This window comes from Corynebacterium sp. NML 150383 (genome assembly GCF_002285085.1).
Lineage (GTDB): Bacteria > Actinomycetota > Actinomycetes > Mycobacteriales > Mycobacteriaceae > Corynebacterium > Corynebacterium gottingense.
This window is the reverse complement of record NZ_NSGK01000012.1, coordinates 43,587-60,141: the sequence shown is the minus strand read 5'-3', so window position 1 is coordinate 60,141 and position 16,555 is coordinate 43,587. Positions and strand designations below refer to the sequence as shown.

Sequence of the window (16,555 nt, the reverse complement as noted above, 5' to 3'; positions counted from 1 at the left end):
CGGTCGAGCTGGTATGATGTTTGCCGTTGTAGATGAACGCATACGAACCGGCGGCACCGATGACCGCCACGACGAGACTCGAGGAGAGAGATCTTTTGAGCACCTTTACGCCCAAGAACTCGTACGACATTCACGTGGACGAGGAGTTCGGGATTACTGAGGCGGTTGCCACGCTGGACAATGGCGACTTTGGCTCCCGCACCATTCGTTTTGAGACCGGTCAGCTCGCCCGCCAGGCGGACGGGTCGGTGACCACCTACCTGGACGATGACACGATGATGCTGGCCACCACCACCGCGTCGAACCAGCCGCGCGAGGGCTTCGACTTCTTCCCCCTGACGGTCGACGTGGAGGAGCGCATGTACGCCGCCGGCCGTATCCCGGGCTCGTTCTTCCGCCGCGAGGGCCGCCCGACCACGCAGGCGATTCTGGCTTGCCGCCTGATCGACCGCCCGTTGCGCCCGACGTTTGCCAAGGGGCTTCGCAACGAAGTGCAGTGCGTGATCACTGTCATGTCCATGGCACCTGACGAGTACTACGACGTGGTGGCCATCAACGGCGCCTCCGCGGCAACGCAGCTGTCCGGACTGCCGGTCTCCGGCGCCGTCGGCGGTGTGCGTATGGCGCTGATTGCGGATGATAAGCACCCGGAGGGACAGTGGGTAGCCTTCCCCAACGCTGCGCAGCACGAGCGCGCGTTGTTTGAGATGGTCGTGGCAGGCCGCATGGTGGAGCGCAAGCGCGGTAAGAAGACCGAGGAAGACGTTGCCATCATGATGGTGGAGGCCGGCGCCGGTGTGAACGTCGTGCAGCTGGTCAAGGACGGCTACCCGGCACCCAAGGAGTCCACGGTTGCTGAGGGCCTCGAGGCTGCGAAGCCGTACATTCAGACGCTGGCGAAGGCGCAGGCCGACCTGGCTCAGGAAGTGGGCAAGGAGACCAAGGAGTTCCCGCTCTTCCCTCCGTACACCGACAAGGTCTACGCGCAGGTGGAGAAGAAGGCCGCGAAGAAGCTGGCCAAGATCATGACCATCAAGTCCAAGGCCGAGCGCGAGGACGCCTCCAACGAGTACATGGAGGAGATCGAGGAGGCGCTCCTGGACAAGTTTGACGTGGACGACGATGACGCCGAGGTCACCGCCATGTCCAAGGAGATCCGCGCCGCGTACAACGCAGTGCAGAAGAAGATCGTGCGCGAGAAGATCCTCACCGAGGGCTTCCGTATCGACGGCCGCGGGGTCACCGACATCCGCGACCTCGAGGTGGAGGTCGAGCTGGTACCGCGCGCACACGGCTCCGCGCTGTTCGAGCGCGGCGAGACCCAGATCCTCGGCGTGACCACGCTGGACATGCTGAAGATGGAGCAGCACATCGACTCGCTGCACCCGGAGGATACGAAGCGCTACATCCACCACTACAACTTCCCGCCGTACTCCACGGGCGAAACGGGCCGCGTCGGCTCCCCGAAGCGCCGCGAGATCGGCCACGGTGCGCTGGCCGAGCGCGCGCTGCTGCCGGTCATCCCGTCCAAGGATGACTTCCCGTACACGATTCGCCAGGTCTCCGAGGCGCTGGGCTCCAACGGCTCGACGTCGATGGGCTCCGTGTGCGCGTCGACCCTGTCGCTATACAACGCGGGCGTGCCGCTGGCGGCGCCGGTGGCAGGCATCGCCATGGGCCTGGTGTCCGGCGAGGTTGACGGCGAGACCGAATACGTCACCCTGACGGACATCCTGGGTGCGGAGGACGCGTTCGGCGACATGGACTTCAAGGTCGCCGGCACCAGCGAATTCATCACTGCCCTGCAGCTGGACACCAAGCTGGACGGCATCCCGTCTGACGTCCTCGCCGGCGCGCTGGAGCAGGCCTACGAGGCCCGCGAGACCATCCTGGACACCATGTCCGAGGTCATCGAGGGCCCCGACGAGATGAACCCGCTGGCCCCGAAGATCACGACGGTGACCGTTCCGGTGAAGAAGATCGGCGAGGTCATTGGGCCGAAGGGCAAGACGATCAACTCCATCACGGAGGAAACCGGCGCGGAGATCACCATCGAGGACGACGGCACCATCTACGTGTCTGCGACCGAGGGCTCGGCTGCCGACGCCGCGATTGAGAAGATCAACGCGATTGCGAACCCGCAGATGCCGAAGGTGGGCGAGCGCTACCTGGGCACCGTGGTGAAGACGGTTGCCTTCGGCGCTTTCGTGTCCATCCTGCCGGGCACCGACGGCCTGATCCACATCTCCAACCTGGGTGGCAACACCCGCATTGAGAATGTTGAAGACGTGATCAACGTCGGCGACAAGGTTGAGGTGGAGATCCGCGACATTGACAACCGCGGCAAGATCTCCCTGGTCCCCGTCGAGGAGTAGGTCGAACCCGCGACGGCAAACGCCTCCCCGAACCGGCTGCGCGCTGGTGGGGAGGCGTTGTTGCGTCGATAAGCGGAATGCGAACGCTAGGGGAGGAACCGTAGCTTCTTGCCCAGGTTGAGCGCTGTGGTGAGCAGTGTGCCGTAGTAGCGGCGGGGGAGCTGCGCGGGGCCGCGCATCGGCATGATTCGCTGCTGGGAGATGTTCTTCGGTTCCGTGTACTTGGTCAGGCCCTCGGGGCCGTGGCGGCGGGCTAGGCCGGATTCTTTCACACCGCCGAGCGGGGTGGAGATGGAGGCCCAGGTGGAGGCGTAACCGTCGTTGATGGTCACGCTGCCGGACTCGATGCGTTGGGCGAGGGCCCACGCCGTCTTCGGCGCGCCGAAGACGGAGGCGTTCAGGCCGTAGGAGGTTGCGTTGGCCAGCTTGACGGCCTCGTCCATGTCGCGCACGCGCTGGACGTAGACGACCGGGCCGAAAACTTCCTGGGTGGTCAGGTCGGTGCCCTCGCCGAGGCCGGTGAGGATGGTTGGTTCGAAGTGGAAGGGACCGATGTCCGGGCGCGCCTTGCCACCGGTCACTACGGTTGCGCCTTTGTCCAACGCATCGTCCACGAATGCTTGCACGCGGTCGAGCTGGGCCTGGTTGATGAGCGAGCCCATCTCGTAATCCCAGTTCAGCCCCTTGCCCAGGGTGATGGACTCCGCAGCGCGCCGGAATGCGGCGATGAAGCGGTCGAAGAGCGCGTCGGGCACGTAGATGCGCTCGATGGACACGCAGAGTTGGCCGGAGTTGGAGAAGCAGGCGGTGGCGATCGTGTCAATATGCTTATCGACGTCAGCGTCCGGGGCTATCAGCATCGGATTCTTGCCCCCGAGCTCTGCCGAGAACCCGACGAGCCGCTCGCCGACCGTCCTGCCCAGCAGCTTGCCGGTCGTGGTGGAGCCGGTGAACATGAGGTAGTCGCACTGCGCGGCGATCGCGCCGCCGACCTCCTCGCCGGAGCCGGTGACGATCTGGAAGAGGTCGCGCGGCAGGCCCGCCTGGATGAGCAGGTGGAGCGAGATGAGGTTGGAGAACGGGGTCTGCCAGTCCGGCTTTGCCACGACGCCGTTGCCGGCGATGAGGGCGGCCACCGCGTCTGAGACGCCGAGCGCGAGCGGGTAGTTCCACGGGCTGATTTGGCCGACGACGCCTTTGGGCACGCGCTGCTCGGCCGTCTTGGTAATCAGGGGGAACGCGCCCGCCCGGCTCGCCGTGGTGAGCAGGCGCTCCGCAGTGTTGGCGTAGTAGCGGGCGTTGTTCATGACGTCGAGGACTTCGTCGAACGCGGCGGTACGGTCCTTGCCGGTCTCAAGCTGGACGATGTCCGCGAGCAGCTCCCGCTCGCGGTACACCAGGTCGTGGAAGCGCTCGAGCACAGCGACCCGGTCTGCGATGTCGCGCGCGGCCCACTCCCGTTGGGCGGTGCGGGCGCGGCGGAACGCCTCATCGACGTCCGCGGCGGTGCCGGCTCCGACCCAGCCGATGGGCTGGTCGACGAAGGGGGACGTGACATCTTGGCGCTCGCTGGCGTCGAGCGAGCCCGTCGCGCGGTTGGTGGTCAAGTTGAGCAGCATTTCCAGGAAATGTTCCGGGAGCGGCTGTTCCTTCAAACGATGAATTGGCATGAAGTTTGCGCTCACTCCTGGTTAGAACGGGCAGCCGGCTGCGCGGCGGGCGGCGACGGCGTCGGCATCGTCGTCAAGCGCGCTGCGCTGCTTGCGTGCGGACACGGTGATGCCGTCTGCGGCCTTGAGCTCTGCTTCCGGGTCCTCGTCGCCGTTGCCCTGGTATGGGCGGATGTTCTTCGGCTCCTTGTACTCGCCGGAAATCATGCCGTGCTTGATCATCTGGGACCGGCCTGGCTCCATGTAGCGCTTGTCCTCCGGGAGGATGTCAAAGACCTTCTTCACCAGCTTGGCAATGCGGTCGAAGCGCTTTTGATCCTTTGCGGACCAGTCGAGCTCGAGGATGGCGCGCTCCTTGGCGGGGATGGTGCCGTAAGTGAGCCAGATGACGCTGCGCATGATCGGCTTCCAAATGACTTTCCACACCTTCGGGGAGACGCCGTCCGGCGGGGCGATCATCTCGTCGCGGGCGGTGCGCAGAGCGAAGTCGACGGTTTCGTTGCGCTCGAGGACGGTGTCGGCCATCTCGTCCATGTATGCCACGAGGTCATCGTAGTTGTCGATGACCGGGCGCTCAGACATGCCGTAGTGGTCCCACCAGGTCACGCCCTCGCGAACGATCTGGTCCTTCTCCTCGTGGGTGAAGGGGGTGCCGAAGAGCTCCTGGGCGTAGATGACGCGGTAGACAAACGTAGCGTGCGCCCACCAGAAGGTTTCGGGGTTCATGGAGTGGTAGCGCTCGCCGTTGCGCAGGGTGCCCTTGATGGTGGTGTGGTAGTCGCGGATCTGCTTGCCCAGGTCGCCGTCATCGTAGATGGACATGATGATCTGCGGGGTGGAGCGCTCCAGACGGGCGAACGGCTCGTCGAAAAACTTGGAGTGGTCCAGCAGCGACTGGCCGATGGCTGGGTGCATGTTCTGCATGACGCCGGTGTACCCGCGCAGGAGCTGGATGCGCTGGTCAGAACCCCACTTCCACAGGAGCGAGTCCGGGCCGAGTGGGGAGCGGCGGAGCTCGCGCTTACCGCCCTTGGAGGAGTTGGCGGAAACTGGCGTGGACATCAGTTGCCTCATTTCATGTGCTTGTAGACATCTCGGTTGATATGTGAACGGTAGCACAGCAGCGCGGTTGGCCGGGTGGGGGTCACATCATTTTCTGGCCCTAAGGATTTGGCCGTATCGAGGTGCCGGCTGAAACGTGGGCGTTCTGCGGGCGTTCTGTGGCTGTGGCGGCGAGGATCTGGTGTGGGCACCTACCTTATGTGCGGGTAGTGGTTCGCGGTGTGACTGTGGGGTTGTCCGGTATTTTCCACTTTGGGTATATGTGGCGGACGTCATGAGATTCGGTTTGGTCTGGGCCACCGTGGCTGTGCTAATGTGTGGCAAATCATACACCAGCGTGTCGTTTTGATGGATGTCTCAGGCTCAACCTCAGCACTTCCCCGCATCACCCGAGGGTGCATTGGTCAAAACGGTTGCACAACGATGAAAGGTTGCCCCCATGGGGAAATTCAACTGGAAGAAGACCGCGGTCGCCCTGACCACCGGTCTCTTGGCGTTCGGGGCCACTGGCGTCGCTGTCGCGCAGGGAGGTCTGACCGCAAACCTGGCGCTATCGGGAACCTTTTTCAAGGTCAGCATGACACACCTGGACGGCGAGGACTTCTCGCTGTTTGTGGATAGTGAGCCGATGAAGGAAGATGACACCATTCCGGTCGCCCGCCTGAAGTTTGGCCACGCGTACGCTTCCAACCTGTGCCTTTCTGCCACGCTGCCGGATCTCCCGATGGTCGGCGAGGGTACGCTCGCGCTTCGCGCCAACGGCGACAACAGCGTCGAGGTCCGCAACCTCGTCGTGGGTGCCAACGACATCAAGGGCGCGCTTCAGCTCACCGACGCAAGCGTGGGCATCGACGCCCAGCAGGTTAACGCGCAGGCCGCGCCTGGAACCTGGGGCCTGCACTCCAACAAAGTCTCGCTCAGTGCCGACGACATCACCACTACGTCCATCGGCGCCGAGTACCTCTCCGCGTCCGGCGTTGGTGTGACCGTGGTGAAGGGGAGTGACAATGCCTGCGGCCTCAAGTAGCGACGAGGAGCACATGCTTATCGACGACCACGACACCGCCACTCACGACACACCGGGCCTGGCACACCGCTTCAACCAGTGGCGGAAGAACCGCCCGTTCATTCCGGGCCTGCTCATGATGATTTCCGGATTCGTCATCGCGGCACCGGCATACATCACGGTTGAGGTCTCCGACATCCTGGTGATGATCTCCACCGTCTCCGGCGTGTCCACCCTGCTCATCGGCGTGCTGATGTTCATGTTTGGCCTCGGATGCTGGTTGCAGCCTGCCACCGCGGTGTACCTGGGTGTGCTGGCCATCATCGTGTCGGTGATCTCCCTACCGACCTCGAACCTCGGCGGCTTCGTCGTCGGCGCGCTGTTTGGCATCGTTGGCGGCGCCCTTGCGCTGGGCTGGGAGCCGGGCGAGAAGAGTGCGAAGAAGCGCACGGGGAAGCACGCGAAACGTGCGTCGGTTGCCGACGCACCGGAGCAGTCGGAGGACTTCGATCCGTTCGCCGAGGACGCCTTCGATGAGGCTGATCCCGAGACATCCGAGACCGAACAGCGCGGGGGAAGCTCGAAGTGGAGTGGAGGTTCCACGCTGAACTCGGTCGTGGCCGTCGCTGCTGCGAGCGCAGTCCTCGCACTACTGCTCAGCGACACCGGGGTCGTGTCTGCGCAGGAACCGGCAGCCCCCGTAGCGCCGCAGCTCCCGCAGGTGGAGCTGCCAAAGCTTCCGGCCCCGGAACTCCAGTTGCCGGAGATTCCGGAGTTGCCAGCGCCGTCGGTCCCCGACGTTCCCGGTCTGCCGACGCCGGCGCAGCCCGCCCCGGAGAGTTCGGCCCCTGCGGCCCCAGCGGCTCCGGGGGCGGGCGAGGGGGCGTCGATAGGCACGAGCGCAATTCCCTCTGGGCTGGCCCCGGCCGCGGCGCCGAGTACTGTGACTGCGGACAAGGTCACGCTGACCGGTAATGTGCACGCGACGCTGGACTATGTCAACGTGGGAGGACAGCAGCAACGAGCGCTGGTGCTGAGCGGCGATCGGCTGGTTGGGCACAACCTGGGTCTCAAGATTCCCGGCATGGGCGGCGGGAACCTGACCACGGGAAATGTTGATACGACAGTAACGAATGGGCCGGTGAAAGTCGTGGCTACAGGCTTGACTGCGACGCCCGCTGTGCGTGATCTTCCGACCATCCCAGTGACGGTCGATCTCAGCGGTGACATCAACTCGGTCCTCGATCAGCTCGGTGTACCCGATAAGCGCCCCGTTCCCAATGTAGAAGTGCCCGACATGTTGATGAATGAGATCTCGCTGAACAACGTGACCATGCAAATGGTGACGCTCTACGGCCAAGGGTTTAACGCGCCGTCGGTTCGCCTGACAGTTCCGTAGATTGGGCGAGCAGAGAGTTTTAACTGGGCTCTGAATTTTCCGCCTGTGCGGAACTTTTTGGGGCCCAGCTATTCCGCCCGTGCGGAATTTTTGATCGCACGGAGTACACGAGGTTGGGAAGACCGGGCCCAGCTTTTCCGCGTGTGTGGAGTTTTTGGGGGCCCGGTTTTTCCGCGTGTGCGGAATTTTTGATCGCACGGAGTACACGAGGTCGGGAGGACCAGGGACGGACTTTCCGCCTGTGCGGAATTTTTTGGGGCCGGCTTTTCCGCGTGTGCGGATTATTTGAGGCCAAGCTTTCCGCCTGTGCGGAATTCTTGATCGCACGGAGTGCACGAGGACGGGAGGTTTGGGGACGGTTTTCCGCCTGTGCGGAATTTTCGGTCCGCCGGCTTTCCCGCGTGTGCGGAATATTTCGAACCCCGGTTTTCCGCCTGTGCGGAACTTTTTGGAGCCGAGCTTTCCGCCCGTGCGGAATTTCGTCCGTACGTTGAGCCACAACACGGACACACAACGAGAAAGCTCGCCTCCGGGCGCAGTGCATAAAGAAAGCGCCGGATCTCGGGACGAAACCTGGCGCACTCTCGTCGCGGTGGAAGCCGTTAGTAGTGGAAGCCGCCCTCGGCTTCGGCTTTCTCGTACGCGCGGGATGCGATCGGTACCATGCGCGCCTTGCGCGGGAGGACCGAGAATACAGCGCGTGTGCCCGTAGAAAGCAGCTTGAGGCGACGGGCATCTTTCTTGGTCCACTCCCAGCCGAGCTTGTCACGAAGCTTGTCGGGGATCATGCCGATAGCCACCCAGAGGAGGAGCTTGGAGGCGAAGGGGGCAACCGGCTTCCACGCCCATTTCGGCACCGACGGGTCCGGTGTGTCGAGCGTCAGACCATTGATGATGCGGGAGCGCTCGATCGTCTCACTGGGGCCGAGCTCGTCGATCATTCGGTCCATGTACTCGATGTACTCGTCGTACGTCTTCGGTGCGCTCTCGGGTTCGGCGACTCCGTAGAAGCTGTACCAGGTGCGGCATTCCTGGAAGAGCTGATCCTTTTCCGCCTTGCTCATGTCCGGCATGAAGTTGCCGGCCAGCTGGTACGGCATCGCGGCAAACGTCGCGTGTGCCCAGTAGTAGACCTCCGGGTTCAGCGAGTGGTAACGCGAGCCATCCGGATGGGTGCCCTTAATGTCCTTGTGGAAGTCGCGGATCATTGAGCCAACCTCGGGCCCTTCGTACACTGCGCGGATGATTGGGAATGCGGAGCGAACTAGGCGCGCGACCTCGTTATCAAACACGTTGGATTGCTGGACCAGGGAACGGCTGATGTCCCGGTGCGCGATCTGCAGCACGCCTGCGGCCAGGGCGACGAATGCGGAGCGCCAGTCGCCAAAACGGTCCCATAGGATGGAATCCGGGCCGAGCTCGGGCAGGCCGGGTTGCGGATCGGCGACGTGGCCCTGAGCCGCCTCCTGCGCTGCGCTGAGCCCCGCGTCTGCGGCGGAGCCGTCGGCAGCCGTGTCAGTCTTCGTCGACGGGTGGACGGTAGTCATGGTGTCTCCTTCGGGCTTGGTTAGTGTGCCGCTGCGGTGGCTCGGGCGGTTCGGCGGGCGTCGTCGGCATAGTGAGAAGCGCGCTTGAACTCGTGGACGGTCGCATCGAACTCGGACAGCTTCGAGCGAATGCCGCGAACAGCGCCAGGTTGCACGAGCCACTTGTCGCGCTTGACGGTCAGCGCACCGGGCCCGCGGATTTCTAGCTGTCGGGCGTAGCGGCGGGCGTAATCGCCGCGCGCTTCGAGCACGGCCAAGGGGTGTCGCTTGAGGCTGGAATCGGTGGGGTAGGGGCCGTCGACAAACAGCGCGTTCGGCAGACCGACAACTTCCACGCCGTGGTGCAGGTAGAGGTCATCGACCGAGATGTTTGGGCGGCCGGGGACTGCGATCCACGGCGATGCCTCGCCGGTGGCGCGGACGAGAATGTCAAAGCGCTCAGTGTGCTCGCCGCCTTGTGCATCGATGAAGGTCACCTCCCACTGGCCTTCGCCTTCATCAAACGCAGCACCGGTGACCGTGGTGTGCGGGCGGAATTCCGCGCCGCCCGCCTGCACTGCCGCGGCGAGGTGGCGCGCGGCGGCAGCAGCAGAACCGTCCACCTTGGTCACCTTGAGGTACGGCGTGCGGTAGTGGAGACGCTTGGACACAGGTTCCGCATCGGGTGCCGCCAGGTGGCCGCCGATTGCTTCGCGCTTGTCAAAGAGGGTGGTGTCAAAGCCGGAGAATGCGCATTCTCCGGCAGCGGTAGCGCCAGCAGGGCCGGCGCCGATGACGGCCACTGTGGGGCGTCTGTAGGGATCAAACATTGTTGGGTGCCTTTCACAGCTGGCGATGTATGCGCCAACGAGAAGATCGATTCATGGAATTGTTCTAGATCATACAGAACGATACGGGGTAATAGCGCTCTCTCGCAAGAAAAAGTGTGTTGCAGATAACTCAGGCGACCTCCCCTCGCCCGACTACCAACAGTGCACATGCAAAAGCGGGCACCCGATGGAGGGTGCCCGCGGATGAAGAGGGGTTGCGCCTACTTGGGAAAGTCGAGCACTATGCGCGGTGGGTTCTCAAGCATCTGGAACGTGAAGTCGCGCTCGGAGTCCAGGCCCACGTAGAAGAGCGAATCGCCTTCAGTGCCCACAGAGTTGAATGCATTAAGAATGTTGCCGGCTGCCACGCCTAAACTGCCATGACCAACAGACTGGCGCCCCTCGGGTGTGTCAATTACTGCCACCCGTCGCAGCAAAACTGGAAGGTACGCATTGCCCTTGATGGGTTCAATGTCTCCGGTGCCTTGCTGGTCCGGGGCATCTTTATACGTCATAGCTCTCTCGACAACCTCCGGGTTCCCCGAAAACTCAAAGACCAGCCGGTCGAACCCCTCGTGCTCTGCGGCTCGAACGTCACGGAGGAGGACCTCGGGCGTGCCCGAGGTTCAGGTACCCACTTCCCGAAATGCCTCCGCTGACGGAGTGACCAGCGCTTTGGTCAGCGGCGCAAGCGCTACCTTGTCGCCGGGCCTGCCGGTTGTAGTCACCACACTCGCGTCGGGATCGTGGGTCTGCGCATCCGAGTCCCCCGTGACCTGTGTCGTCGATTGGATGGTAACGGTCTCCGAGCCGCTGTCACCCTCGTTGGCGCAACCGGCGAGTAGGAGGGAAGTCGCGGCAATGCTCGCGACGGTTCCGCGTGCCGAGCGTGTAGGCAGGCGAATGATAGGAAACGGTGACATAACTGCCAGTATTTTCTTCCTGTAGCGCCCCCGCCCCGCTTACCGGGCAATATCGACCACGACGCGCGTCGGGTTCTCAAGCGTGTAGATCTTGTACCCGCGCTGGCCGTCCAGCCCGATAAAGAACTGCGAGTCGGCCTCAAAGATCGAGCCGAGGTACACGTCCGCGATGTTGCCCGCCGCGACGCCCTTACTGCCCATCGCCGTGATCGGCGCGTCGGTGCGCATCATATCCCCGGCCGTACCCTGCACATTCACTTCGAGGTGCGCCGCGCCCGGCACCTCCATCACGTTCCCAGAGGCCTGTTGCCGCGGCGTATCGACGTACCCCGCCACGTAGCTCGGCAAGCCCGTCCCCGCGTACTCAAAGACGACGCGGTCAATATCGCCGTGGGAGCCCGCGCGCACATCCTGCAGTTGTAAGTCAGCCGGCTGCGGCTGCGTGACCCGGACTTGCTCCGTGCTGAACTGCCCGCCATCGCTCGCCGCGGACAGCTTCTGCGCCCGAGCCTCAGCCCGAGTCTCAGCCTGCGTCTCAGGCTGCGTCTCAGGCACAGCGCTTACCGACGCCCCCGCGTCCCCCTCCGGGCGTTCGCTGGAAGCAACCTCCGCCGCAGACGTCGGAGTGGCTGCGCTCGAGGGGGTGGGAGCCTCATCGGATGACTCCGGCGAGCAGGCGGTCAGCGCGAGAGTGCAGGCGAGGGCGGCGCTGGCGACTGCGGCGGCGTGGGAGACATGGGGCGCGTGGTGCTGACGTGACTGTTGCATGGTGCCAGTATATGGGGAAGGGGAGGATGTGGACGTCGAGAAGCGAATTGCTACGCGCCCTCGACGAGCTGGATGTAGTGGCCGTTCTGGTCGTCGAACACTGCGGCTTTGACCTCGCCCATCGGCGTCGGCGGCATGGTGAACTTCACGCCCTGAGCGGCGAGGCGCTCGTGCTCGCCGCTGACGTCATCCACGTTGAACCGGGTAAAGGGCAGGCCGTCGCGGTAGAACTCGAGCGCGCGCTGCTGGTCCTGAACACAGCGAGCAAGGACTGAAATACGCATACCCGCCAGTGTGCCCGGGCTTGGCCGCGCGGGCTAGAGTTGCGAGGGAACAATGCAAGCGGAAACGAGGAGGCCAGCATGGCGGACAAGGTGATCAAGGTCGGAGTGCTCGGAGCGAAGGGGCGCGTGGGTACCGCTGTGGTGGCCGGCGTGAACAAGGCCGAGGACCTGGAGCTGGTTGCAGAGGTCGGCAGCGGCGACTCGCTCGAGGTTCTCGCCGAGCGCGGCGCGGAGGTCATCGTGGACTTCACCACGCCAGCGTCCGTGATGGACAACCTTGAGTACTGCATCAATCACGGCATCCACTGCGTGGTGGGCACGACCGGCTTTGATGACGCCCGGTACGAGCAGGTGCGCGCTTGGTGCGCCGACAACCCCGGGGTGGGCGTGCTCGTTGCGCCCAACTTTGCAATTTCTGCCGTGCTGACCATGGCGTTCGCTCGCCAGGCGGCCCGGTTCTTCGATTCGGCCGAGGTCGTCGAGCTGCACCACCCGAACAAACTCGACGCGCCGTCCGGCACTGCGCTGAAGACGGCGCAGGGCATTGCCGACGCCCGCCGCGACGCCGGTCTGGGCGCCATGCCGGACGCCACAGAGCAGCAGCTCGATGGTGCCCGCGGCGCCGACGTCGATGGTGTGAAGGTCCACGCGGTGCGCATGCAGGGTATGGTCGCGCACGAGGAAGTCATTTTCGGCACGACCGATCAGTCGCTGACCATCCGCCAGGACTCCTACGGGCGCGAATCCTTCGTGCCTGGCGTGCTTACCGGCGTGCGTGGCGTCGCAGACCGTCCCGGTCTGACCATCAGTCTGGACGACTACCTGGGGCTGTAGCGACATGGCCGTTTCCTCGCACTTGGATGTCCAGCTCATCGCTGCCTCCCAGTTCCGCGCCCCCGCGGGCGTGGCGTGGGAGGCCGACCCCACGGCCACAGACGCGGAATCGCTCGTGGAGTTTGCGGGCCGGGCCTGCTACGAGTCCTTTGACCGTCCCAACCCGCACACGGCGGCGAACGACGCCTACCTGCACCACATCCTGGACGTCGGGCACGACGCGCTGCTCGAACACGCCACCGCGACCCTGTACATCCGCGGCCTGTCACGCGCGGCGGGCAACGAGCTGCTCCGCCACCGGCACTTTTCCTTCTCCCAGCTGTCGCAGCGATTCGTGCATAGCGACGACAACGAGGTCGTCGTCCCCGACATCATCGCGGACGACGAGGAACTTTCGCGCATGTTCCTGCGCGCGGTGGACGACTCACGCTTTGTATACGACGAGCTGCTGCAGGCCCTGGAAGAAAACATGGCCTCGGAACCGAACGCGCTGCTGCGCAAGAAGAAGGCCCGCCAAGCCGCGCGCGCGATCCTGCCCAACGCGACCGAAACCAGGTTCGTCGTCACCGGAAACTACCGCGCGTGGCGCGGGTTCATCGCCTCACGGGCGTCCGAGCACGCGGACGTGGAGATCCGCACGCTCGCCGTCGAGTGCCTGGAGCTGCTGCGCGGCCAGGCACCAGTGTTATTCAGTGACTTTTTGATCAGCGAGCTTGCCGACGGCACGCGGATGGCCACCAGCCCCTACGTGCGGTAGGGGCGGGGTTGCAGAGGGCGTCGATAAGCACTTGCGGTGACGAAGAGGGTAGTCTGTGTGCTCATGGGCACATCTATGAAAGCTAACCTCGGTGCAGAAGTCTTTGGCACCGTCTGCGTCGCAATGGTCACGCCGTTCGATTCCAACGGAGAACTTGACTGCGATGCAGGCCGAAAGTTGGCAGCCCACCTTGTAGATCATGGAATCGACTCGCTTGTCCTCGCAGGCACAACCGGCGAATCCCCGACCACCACGGTGGAGGAAAAGCTGGCCCTGCTCAAGGCGGTCAAGGAAGAGGTGGGTGACTCCGCAACGCTGATTGCGGGAGCCGGCACAAACAACACGAAAACCTCGATCGCGCTGGCGCAGGCCTCGCGCGATGCCGGGGCGGACGCACTGCTGGTAGTCACCCCGTACTACTCCAAGCCCTCCCAAGCAGGCGTAAAGGCCCACTTCACCGCCGTGGCCAAAGCGACCGACCTGCCGATCTGCCTGTACGACATTCCCGGCCGCTCCGGAATCCCCATTGCTGGGGAGACCATTGCTGAGCTGGCTGAACTCGAGACAGTGCAGGCGGTAAAGGACGCGAAAGGCAACTTCTTTGAGGCCGCCCCGCTCATTCAGAGCACGGGCCTGGCCTGGTACTCCGGGGACGACCCGCTCAACCTGCCCTGGCTGTCCGTTGGCGCGACCGGAATGATCTCCGTCGTGGCGCACGCGGCTCCGCAGGCAATGCGTGACATGGTGACAAGCTTCGAGGAAGGCGACCTCGCCCGCGCGCGGGAAATCAACGCCAACACCCTGACCGTGCTTGCTCGACAGCAAGCAGCGCTCGGCGGTGCAACATTTGCAAAGGCAGCCCTGCGACTGCAGGGCATCAACGTAGGGGCGCCGCGCCTGCCGGTGGTTGAAGCAACCCCGGCGCAGCTTGAGGCGCTCCGTGAAGATATGGAAAAGGCTGGAGTTCTCTAAGTATGAACGAACCCCGTAATCGCTCCCGCAAGGTGACCCGCAAGGCGGGCCCGCCGGAGCCTGCTGAGCAGCAGCCCGCGTTCAAGGCGCCGTCCCAGCAGACCCCCAACAACGAGTCCCACGGCGACGGTCACAACGACGCCGACCACGGAAGCGGCAACGGCAAGAACGGCGGTGGTCGCAACGGTGGCCACGCCAAGAACGGCGGCAATGGCAACGGCAATGGCAACCAGGGCAACGGCCGTGGCGGCAACGGCCGCGGCAGGCGCCGTCGCGGCCGCGGTGGCGGCGGTGGCGGTGGCCGCCGCAACCCGGTGAAGTCCATGCAGGGCGCGGATCTGACGAAGCGCCTGCCTGCCCCGCCGAAGCCGGCGAAGGACACGCTGCGCATCTACGCGCTTGGCGGCATTTCTGAGATCGGCCGCAACATGACGGTCTTTGAGTACAACGGCAAGCTGCTCATCGTGGACTGTGGCGTGCTCTTCCCCAATTCCGGCGAACCGGGTGTGGACCTTGTCCTGCCGGACTTCGGCCCCATTGAGAACAAGCTGGACAAGGTCGAGGGCCTCGTGGTCACGCACGGGCACGAGGATCACATCGGGGCCATCCCGTGGCTGCTCAAGCTGCGCCCGGACATCCCGATCTACTCCTCGCGATTTACCAACGCGCTCATCGCCGCGAAGACGAAGGAGCACCGCCAGCGCCCGAAGCTGCACGAGGTGAACAAGGACTCCGAGGTGACCCTCGGCCAGTTCCGTCTCCGGTTCTGGCACGTCGGCCACTCCATCCCGGAGTGCCTGGGCGTGTCCATCAAGACCGGCGCCGGCCACGTCGTCATGACCGGCGACGTCAAGGTGGATCAGACCCCGTACGACGGCAAGCCCACCGACATCCCCGCGCTGTCGAGGCTTGGCGACGAAGGCGTGGACCTCTTCCTCTGCGACTCCACCAACGCAACGATCCCGGGTATCTCCGCTTCGGAGGCCGGCATTGAGGACACCCTGACCCGCCTCGTTGCACAGGCGAAGCAGCGCGTGGTCATCGCGTCCTTCGCGTCCAACGTGTCGCGCGTGCAGATGGCGGTCAATGCCGCTGTGGCGAACAACCGCAAGGTCGCGTTCAACGGCCGCTCCATGCTGCGCAACATGGAGATCGCGGAGAAGATGAGCCTGCTCAAGGCCCCGAAGGGGACCATCATCCCGATCGAAGAGGCCGCCAAGATGGCGCCGCACAAGACGGTGCTCATCACCACCGGCACGCAAGGCGAACCGATGGCTGCGCTGTCGCGCATGTCGCGCCGCGAGCACCGCCAGATCACGGTCCGCGACGGCGACACGATCATCCTGTCCTCCTCTCTGATCCCGGGCAACGAGGAAGCCGTATTTGCCGTGATCAACAACCTTGCGCAGATTGGCGCGAAGGTGATCACCAACAGCGAGGCGCACGTCCACGCGTCCGGTCACGGCTACGCCGGTGAGCTCCTGCAGCTCTACAATGCGGCGCGGCCGAAGAACGCGATGCCAGTGCACGGCGAGTGGCGCCACATGCGCGCAAACAAGGAGCTCGCGATCTCCACCGGTGTCCGCCCGGAGCACACCGCGCTGGCGCAGAACGGCGTGGTGGTGGACATGCACGCTGGCAAGATCAAGGTGGTCGGCCAGTACCAGGTCGGTCAGCTCTACGTTGACGGCGAGACCATGGGCGACGTCGACCCGGACGTGCTGGCAGACCGCAGCTCGCTCGCATCCGGCGGCGTTGTGTCCATCACCTGCGTGATCGATGACCGCACCGGTCAGCTGCTGGAGGCCCCGCGCGTGTCCACCACCGGTTTCTCCGACGACGACCGCGACTTCAATAAGAAGCTCGTCGAGCGCGTCGAGGGCGTGATGGGCGACCTCGCTGCAGAGGGCGAGAACGACCCGTACCGCATGGTGCAGCAGCTGCGTCGCAAGGTCTCCCGCGCGATTGAGCAGAAGTACAAGCGCGAGCCGGTCATTCTGCCGACCGTTGTGCCGATGGCCGCAGATAACCTGCCGGTTGAGGACGACGACATCGAGCTCACCCGCGAATCGCTGTAGCCGCAATTCGCTTAGCGACGCCAACCCCCTCGGCCTACAAGTTCGGACCGAGGGGGTTGCGGCGTTCCTGA

The 16,555-nt window shown here is 64.3% G+C and carries 14 protein-coding genes; 7 read left to right on the top strand and 7 right to left on the bottom strand.

Annotated elements, in window-relative coordinates:
• Window positions 1–59: 59 nt before the first annotated feature.
• Window positions 60–2,375: a polyribonucleotide nucleotidyltransferase gene (locus CKJ85_RS10625; protein WP_095554293.1), complete on the top strand. Its 2,316-nt coding sequence runs from the start codon at window positions 60–62 to the stop codon at window positions 2,373–2,375.
• 86 nt (window positions 2,376–2,461) lie between these two features.
• On the opposite strand, the gene CKJ85_RS10620 is transcribed toward CKJ85_RS10625, so the two are convergent.
• Together CKJ85_RS10620 and CKJ85_RS10615 are read right to left on the bottom strand one after the other, a co-directional pair.
• The gene (locus tag CKJ85_RS10620) at window positions 2,462–4,045 is read right to left on the bottom strand and encodes a succinic semialdehyde dehydrogenase (protein ID WP_095554292.1); all 1,584 of its coding nucleotides are present in this window, start codon (window positions 4,043–4,045) and stop codon (window positions 2,462–2,464) included.
• Window positions 4,046–4,066: 21 nt separating this feature from the next.
• Entirely contained in the window at window positions 4,067–5,107 is a 1,041-nt protein-coding gene (locus CKJ85_RS10615; protein ID WP_233127047.1) for an oxygenase MpaB family protein, read from the bottom strand.
• Window positions 5,108–5,546: 439 nt separating this feature from the next.
• Here CKJ85_RS10615 and CKJ85_RS10610 point away from each other — a divergent pair, with 439 nt between their 5' ends.
• Both CKJ85_RS10610 and CKJ85_RS12040 read left to right on the top strand, forming a co-directional pair.
• Complete coding sequence (locus CKJ85_RS10610) at window positions 5,547–6,134, top strand: DUF6230 family protein (protein WP_095277348.1); 588 nt, start codon at window positions 5,547–5,549, stop codon at window positions 6,132–6,134.
• Window positions 6,115–7,512, top strand: a complete 1,398-nt coding sequence (locus CKJ85_RS12040) for a DUF6114 domain-containing protein (RefSeq protein WP_158221644.1) — start codon at window positions 6,115–6,117, stop codon at window positions 7,510–7,512. The genes CKJ85_RS10610 and CKJ85_RS12040 overlap by 20 nt, the downstream gene beginning before the upstream one ends.
• A gap of 602 nt (window positions 7,513–8,114) precedes the next feature.
• Here CKJ85_RS12040 and CKJ85_RS10600 read toward each other — a convergent pair.
• The 5 genes from CKJ85_RS10600 to CKJ85_RS10580 all read right to left on the bottom strand — a co-directional run bounded on the left by CKJ85_RS10600 (window position 8,115) and on the right by CKJ85_RS10580 (window position 11,843).
• Window positions 8,115–9,059, bottom strand: coding sequence for an oxygenase MpaB family protein (locus CKJ85_RS10600; RefSeq protein ID WP_095554289.1), 945 nt, complete (start codon window positions 9,057–9,059; stop codon window positions 8,115–8,117).
• Window positions 9,060–9,079: 20 nt separating this feature from the next.
• Window positions 9,080–9,868, bottom strand: coding sequence for an NAD(P)-binding protein (locus CKJ85_RS10595; RefSeq protein WP_095554288.1), 789 nt, complete (start codon window positions 9,866–9,868; stop codon window positions 9,080–9,082).
• A gap of 221 nt (window positions 9,869–10,089) precedes the next feature.
• Window positions 10,090–10,383 carry a hypothetical protein gene (locus CKJ85_RS11915; RefSeq protein ID WP_143340197.1) on the bottom strand — a complete coding sequence of 98 codons (294 nt, stop codon included), beginning with the start codon at window positions 10,381–10,383 and terminating at the stop codon, window positions 10,090–10,092.
• Between the two features lie 447 nt (window positions 10,384–10,830).
• Complete coding sequence (locus CKJ85_RS10585; protein ID WP_095554286.1) at window positions 10,831–11,559, bottom strand: hypothetical protein; 729 nt, start codon at window positions 11,557–11,559, stop codon at window positions 10,831–10,833.
• A gap of 50 nt (window positions 11,560–11,609) precedes the next feature.
• Window positions 11,610–11,843: a VOC family protein gene (locus CKJ85_RS10580; protein WP_095545856.1), complete on the bottom strand. Its 234-nt coding sequence runs from the start codon at window positions 11,841–11,843 to the stop codon at window positions 11,610–11,612.
• Between the two features lie 78 nt (window positions 11,844–11,921).
• Here CKJ85_RS10580 and dapB point away from each other — a divergent pair, with 78 nt between their 5' ends.
• The 4 genes from dapB to CKJ85_RS10560 all read left to right on the top strand — a co-directional run bounded on the left by dapB (window position 11,922) and on the right by CKJ85_RS10560 (window position 16,484).
• Window positions 11,922–12,677, top strand: a complete 756-nt coding sequence (dapB, locus tag CKJ85_RS10575; protein ID WP_095554285.1) for a 4-hydroxy-tetrahydrodipicolinate reductase — start codon at window positions 11,922–11,924, stop codon at window positions 12,675–12,677.
• 4 nt (window positions 12,678–12,681) lie between these two features.
• Complete coding sequence (gene thyX / locus CKJ85_RS10570; RefSeq protein ID WP_095554284.1) at window positions 12,682–13,434, top strand: FAD-dependent thymidylate synthase; 753 nt, start codon at window positions 12,682–12,684, stop codon at window positions 13,432–13,434.
• A gap of 63 nt (window positions 13,435–13,497) precedes the next feature.
• Entirely contained in the window at window positions 13,498–14,406 is a 909-nt protein-coding gene (gene dapA / locus CKJ85_RS10565) for a 4-hydroxy-tetrahydrodipicolinate synthase (protein ID WP_095554310.1), read from the top strand.
• A gap of 2 nt (window positions 14,407–14,408) precedes the next feature.
• On the top strand, window positions 14,409–16,484 hold the full coding sequence (locus CKJ85_RS10560; protein WP_095536720.1) for a ribonuclease J: 2,076 nt from the start codon (window positions 14,409–14,411) through the stop codon (window positions 16,482–16,484).
• Window positions 16,485–16,555 lie beyond the last annotated feature (71 nt).